The organism is Skermanella sp. (assembly GCF_059503625.1).
Genome location: NZ_JCACHA010001032.1, coordinates 1 through 6,002 on the forward strand (window position 1 = coordinate 1; position 6,002 = coordinate 6,002).

Consider the following 6,002-nt stretch of genomic DNA (forward strand, 5'->3'; position numbering starts at 1 on the left):
AGCGTCACCTCGGGATGGCGCTCCAGGAAACCCGGCACCAGCGGCAGCAGGTGATGCAGCCCGAACGGCACGTTGGAATTCACCCGCACCCGCCCGCGCGGTTCGGTCCCGGCAGCCGCCTCCCGCTCCGCTTCGTCGATATCGGCCAGCACACGGACGCAGCGGCCGTAGAAAGCCAGCCCCTCCGGCGTCAGTTGCAGCTTTCGGGTCGAGCGGTTTATCAGGCGCGTCCCCAGCCGTTCCTCCAGCCGCGCCACCAGCTTGCTGACCGCCGACGGCGTCATCCGGAGCGACCGGGCAGCGGCGGAGAAACCGGAAAGCTCCACGACACGCGCGAACACCTCCATCTCGCCCGAGCGGTTCGTGTCCAGTCTCGACATGATGAATTCATCTCACAAGTGATGTGCTCTGCGGCAATCTAATTCATCGATGGGCTGCTCGCCATCTCCTGGGCCAGACAAGTCATCAACCCAGGGTCTCATCCCATGCCCATCGCGGTCTACGCCCTCGCCGCCGGAGCCTTCGGCATCGGCACGACGGAATTCGTCATCATGGGCCTGCTGTTGCAGGTCTCCGCCGATCTCGGCGTCTCGGTCCCCGCCGCCGGCCTGCTGATTTCCGGCTATGCACTCGGCGTCTTCGTCGGCGCCCCTCTCCTCACCCTCGCCACCCGCAGCCTGCCGCGCAAGACGGTGCTGGTTGCCTTGCTGGTCATCTTCACGGCCGGCAACATCGCCTGCGCCATGGCGCCGAACTATGAAGCGCTGATGGCGGCCCGCGTCGTCACCTCGCTTGCCCACGGGACGTTCTTCGGCGTCGGTTCGGTGGTCGCCACCGGTCTGGTCGGCCCCGACCGGCGGGCATCCGCCATCGCCATGATGTTCACCGGCCTGACGGCGGCCACGCTGCTCGGCGTGCCGTTCGGCGCGTGGCTGGGCCTCGACTACGGCTGGCGGTCCACGTTCTGGGCGGTCGCCGCCATCGGCGTCGTAGCCACCATCGTCCTCGCCGTCTTCGTGCCCGGCACGCGGGAACGCACCCAGGCGCCGCCGCTCCGCGACGAACTGGCGGTCCTCGCCCGTCCGCAGGTCCTGCTTGGCCTGCTGATGACCGTGCTGGGCTATGCCGGGGTCTTCGCCGTCTTCACCTATATCCAGCCGATCCTGACCCAGATCACCGGCTTTTCCGACGCGGCGGTATCGCCAATCCTGCTGGTGTTCGGCGCCGGCATGGCCGCCGGCAACATCCTTGGCGGCAGGATCGCCGACAAGCGTCTGGTGCCGGCGCTGATCGGCAGCCTGGCCACCCTCGCCGCCGTCCTGATCCTGATGACGCCGGCGCTGGAAGCAAAGATCCCCGCGGTGACCGCCATCGGCCTGTTCGGCGCCGCCGCCTTCGCCACCGTCGCTCCGCTCCAGTTGCGGGTGCTGGAGAAGGCGGGCGGAGCCGGCCAGAGCCTCGCCTCCAGCCTCAACATCGCTGCCTTCAACCTGGGCAATGCGCTGGGCGCCTGGACCGGCGGCCTCGTGATCGACCATGGGCCGGGCCTGTCCGCCCTGACCTGGGTCGCGGCGCTGATCACCCTGACCGGCCTTGCCGCAGCACTCTGGAGCGTCCGCCTCGACCGCCGCCGCCCGGCCCCGGCACTCCGCACCGCCTGAACTTCTAGAACAGAGGAAAACCGATCATGGAATACAGACAACTCGGCTCATCCGGTCTCAAGGTCCCGGCGCTCAGCTTCGGGACCGGCACGTTTGGCGGGCGCGGCCCGCTGTTCAGCGCCTGGGGAGACACCGATGTCGCCGGCGCGCAGCGGCTGATCGACATCTGCCTGGATGCCGGCGTCAACATGGTCGACACGGCGGATGTCTATTCCGGCGGCGCTTCGGAGGAAGTGCTGGGCGAAGCGGTCAAGGGCCGGCGCGACAAGCTGATCCTGTCGACCAAGACCGGCCTGCCGATGGGCGACGGCCCGTTCGACGCCGGAACGTCGCGCAGCCGCCTGATAACTGCGGTGGAAGCGGGTTTGAAGCGGCTGGGGACCGACTACATCGACCTGCTCCAGCTTCACGCCTTCGACGCACACACCCCGGTCGAGGAAGTGCTGGCGACGCTCGACACCCTCGTCCGGTCCGGCAAGGTCCGCTACGTCGGCGTCTCCAACTTCTCCGGCTGGCAGATCATGAAGTCGCTGGGCATCGCCGACCGCCACGGCTTGCCCCGCTACGTCGCCAACCAGGCCTATTATTCGCTGATCGGCCGCGACTACGAGTGGGAGCTGATGCCGCTCGGTCTCGACCAGGGCGTCGGCGCCGTCGTCTGGAGTCCGCTGGGCTGGGGCCGGCTGACCGGCAAGGTGCGCAGGGGCCAGCCCTTGCCGGATGTCAGCCGGCTGCACGAAACGGCGGAGTTCGGCCCGCCGGTGGACGACGAATTGCTGTTCCGGGTGATCGACGCGCTGGATGGGATCGCGGAGGAAACCGGCAAGACGATCCCGCAGATCGCCATCAACTGGCTGCTGCGCCGCCCGACCGTATCCAGCGTCATCATCGGCGCCCGCAACGAGGAGCAGCTGCGCCAGAACCTGGGCGCCGTCGGCTGGTCGCTGACGCCCGAGCAGGTGGCGAAACTGGACGCGGCCAGCGCCACCACCGCCGCCTATCCGTATTGGCCCTATCGCCGTCAGGCCGGTTTCGCGCAGCTCAACCCGCCCGCCGTCTGAACCGAACCCGAAGCGGCGGTCACGCGGGTTTCGCCTGCGCGGCCGCCGCTTCCTCGGCCGCCTGGGTCCGCAGGACGCGGCGCATCACCTTGCCGGTCACGGTCATCGGCAGTTCGGCGACGAACGCCACCTCTCGCGGGTACTCGTGCGCCGCCAGCCTGACCTTGACGAACTCCTGAATCTCGCGGGCCAGATCGTCCGACGGCTCCACCCCGGCGCGCAGCACGACGCAGGCCTTGACGATCTCCGTCCGGATCGGGTCCGGCACGCCGATCACCGCCGCCATCGCGACGGCGGGATGCCGGATCAGGCATTCCTCGACTTCCGCCGGTCCGATCCGGTAGCCGCCGCTGGTGATGACGTCGTCGTCGCGCCCGACATACCAGAAGAAGCCGTCCTCGTCCTTGCGCCCCAGGTCGCCGGTCACCAGCCAGTCGCCGGTGAACTTCTCGCGCGTCGCTTCCTCGCGGTTCCAGTAGCCCAGGAACATGACCGGGTCGGGGCGGTGGATCGCGATGGCCCCGACCGTGCCGGCCGGCGCCACCTCTCCGCGCCCGTCGATCACCTCGACCCTGTGGCCGGGGATCGCCCGCCCCATCGATCCGGCGCGGAAGCCCAGATGCGCCGCGGCGTTGCCGACGACGAGGTTGCATTCCGTCTGGCCGTAGAACTCGTTGATCGTGACGCCGAACACGGACCGGCCCCACTCCAGCAGTTCCGACCCCAGCGTCTCGCCGCCGCTGGCGACGGTGCGGAGCTTCAGCCCCTCCCCCGTCACGCCTGCCCGCCGCATCAGCTTGATCGCGGTCGGCGGCAGGAAGACATTGCGGACGCCGTGGCGCTTCATCAGCTCGACCGCCTCGTGCGGGTCGAACTTGCGGAACCGATGGGCCAGCACCGGCACGCCATGATGCCAGGCCGGCATCAGCACGTCGAACAGCCCGCCGATCCACGCCCAGTCCGCCGGAGTCCAGAACAGGTCGCCCGGCTGCGGGAAGAACTCGTGCGGCAGCTCAACGCCGGGCAGATGCCCCAGCAGCACCCGGTGTCCATGGAGCGCCCCCTTCGGATTGCCCGTGGTGCCGGAGGTGTAGATGATGACCGCCGGATCGTCCGGCCCGGTATCGGCGGGAGTGAACTCGTCCGAAGCCTCCGCCAGCGCTTCGTGGAAGTTCACGGTACCCTCGGGTGCTCCGTCGATGCAGAGCACCAGTTCCAGCCCCGGCAGGTGGCCGCGCAACGGCGCGACTTTGGCATACCCGGCGGCATCGGTCACCAGCACGCGGGCACCGCTGTCGCCCAGCCGGTATTCCAGCGCTTCCTCCCCGAACAGGGCGAACAGCGGGATCGTGACCAACCCGGCCTTGAAGCCCGCGACATGCCCGATCGCCGTCTCCGGCGATTGCGGCAGCAGCACCGCCAGCCGGTCGCCGCGCCGGAGCCCGTGCGTCGTCAGCACGTTGCAGAGCCGGTTGGTCAGACGCCGCATCTCCGCGAAGGTGAAGCGGCGGACGGTGCCGTCCTCCTCCTCCACGATCAGCGCGACGCGGGCCGGATCGCCGGCATGCCTGTCGCAGACATCGACGCCGATGTTGTAGCGGTGCGGAACGTCCCAGACGAAGCTTCGGGCAAGCTCCGCGTAGTCGTCGTGGCGCGTCAGCATGGGTTTCCTCCATTTTCCCAGCAAGGTACACGCGCCTGAATACGAACGCACGTTCTTATCCCCGAAATCCGGCCGCCTGTCAGGCAGCCCGGATCTTGGACAGGAAGCCGTCGACGACAGCCCGCAGGCGGGACGCTTCCTCCGACAACTCGCCGGAAACGGCCAGCACCTGCCCGGCGGCGCGTCCGGTCTCCAGCGCGGCGGAGCTGACATCCGCGATGGTGTTCGTGACGCTGGTGGTCCCGACGGCGGCCTGCTGGACGTTCTGCGCTATCTCGCCGGTCGCGACGCTCTGCTCCTCGACGGCGGCGGCAATCGCCGTCGCGATCTCGCTGATCTGGCCGATGACGCCGCCGATGCCCTTGATGCCGGTAGCGGTCTCGTCCGCGACCCGCCGCATGTCGGCGACCTGCGCCGAGATGTCGTCGGTCGCCTTCGCCGTCTGGGTGGCGAGGTGCTTGACTTCGGAAGCCACGACGGCGAACCCCTTGCCGGCCTCACCGGCCCGCGCCGCCTCGATCGTCGCATTGAGCGCCAGAAGGTTGGTCTGGCTGGCAATGCTGAAGATCATGTCGACGACGGTTCCGATCTTCTCGGCGGCGCTGGTCAGCCCGAGCACCTGGACATTGGCCTGATCGGCGGCCGATACGGCCTGTTTCGCGATCTCGGTCGAATGGGTGACCTGGGAACCGATTTCCCGGATCGACGCCGCCAGTTCCTCGGTCGCGGCAGCGACGGTCTGGACGTTGGCGTTGGCCTGCTCGGACGCGGCGGCAACCGTGCCGGCCTGCCGGCTGGTCTGGTCCGCCGTGACGTTCATCGTCCGGGCCGTGTCGCCCATCCGCGACGCGGCGCCATCCACGCCCTCGACCACCGATCCGACCGCCTTTTCCAGCTCGTCTGCCAGATGCAGCATGGAGCGCTTGCGCTCGGCCTCCGCGCGTTCCTGATCCTCGGCGCGCTGGGCGATCATCCGCTTGAGGTCGTCCATCATCTTCTTCAGCGCCGCTGCAAGGGCACCGATCTCGTCCTTGTTCCGGATATCGAGTTCCTGGTTGAAATCGCCAGCAGCAATGCCCTCGGCGAAGCGGGCGCTGGCCCGGATCGGGCGCGCGATGCCGCCGGCGACCACCCACATCAGCGCGATGGCGCCGCCGGCAACGACGATGCCGACCAGGATCTGCCACATCATGCTGCTGTCGCCACGTTCGTTCAGCTCGTTGCCGAGCTTCGTGGCATCGGCGAGGACGACCTCCTGCGGCACTTCGATCAGCACCGACCAGGGCTTGCCCGTCCGGCCGAGCTGGATCGGGGAGAAGGTCTTGAGGATCTTGCCGTCGGACTCCAGCGCTACCGATGCCTTTCCGGCCTGGATCTGGCCCAGATCCGCGCGCCAGCTCTCATCGATGCTGGAGAAGGACTGTCCGATCAGCTCGGGCTTGGCGCTGTGTGCGACGATCAGGCCCATGTTGCTGACGATTGCGACCGTGCTCTTGCCGTCGAAGATCGACGAACTGACGGACTTGGCAAGTTCCTGAACGAACTTCAGGTCGTAGTCGGCGCCCGCGACGCCCTGGAACTTGCCGCCGATCATGATCGGCACGGACATGGTGGCGA

At 68.3% G+C, this 6,002-nt stretch carries 5 protein-coding genes; 2 read left to right on the forward strand and 3 right to left on the reverse strand.

Features of this window, described 5'->3' with window-relative positions; all coding sequences use genetic code 11:
* Positions 1-380: LysR family transcriptional regulator (locus AC5JJ6_RS37565; protein ID WP_496046929.1), on the reverse strand; the 380-nt coding region annotated here is incomplete at its 3' end.
* A gap of 105 nt (positions 381-485) precedes the next feature.
* Here AC5JJ6_RS37565 and AC5JJ6_RS37570 point away from each other — a divergent pair.
* Entirely contained in the window at positions 486-1,661 is a 1,176-nt protein-coding gene (locus AC5JJ6_RS37570; protein WP_496046930.1) for an MFS transporter, read from the forward strand.
* A 26-nt stretch (positions 1,662-1,687) separates the two neighbouring features.
* On the forward strand, positions 1,688-2,722 hold the full coding sequence (locus AC5JJ6_RS37575; RefSeq protein ID WP_496046931.1) for an aldo/keto reductase: 1,035 nt from the start codon (positions 1,688-1,690) through the stop codon (positions 2,720-2,722).
* 19 nt (positions 2,723-2,741) lie between these two features.
* Here AC5JJ6_RS37575 and AC5JJ6_RS37580 read toward each other — a convergent pair whose 3' ends face one another.
* Complete coding sequence (locus tag AC5JJ6_RS37580; RefSeq protein ID WP_496046932.1) at positions 2,742-4,385, reverse strand: acyl-CoA synthetase; 1,644 nt, start codon at positions 4,383-4,385, stop codon at positions 2,742-2,744.
* 79 nt (positions 4,386-4,464) lie between these two features.
* Positions 4,465-6,002, reverse strand: a 1,538-nt coding sequence (locus tag AC5JJ6_RS37585) for a methyl-accepting chemotaxis protein (RefSeq protein ID WP_496046933.1), incomplete at its 5' end; no start/stop codon positions are given.

Coding starts and splice junctions, on each gene's coding strand:
- AC5JJ6_RS37570 (WP_496046930.1), top strand. CDS start 486: ATGCCCATCGCGGTCTACGCCCTCGCCGCCGGAGCCTTCGGCATCGGC.
- AC5JJ6_RS37575 (WP_496046931.1), top strand. CDS start 1,688: ATGGAATACAGACAACTCGGCTCATCCGGTCTCAAGGTCCCGGCGCTC.
- AC5JJ6_RS37580 (WP_496046932.1), bottom strand. CDS start 4,385: ATGCTGACGCGCCACGACGACTACGCGGAGCTTGCCCGAAGCTTCGTC.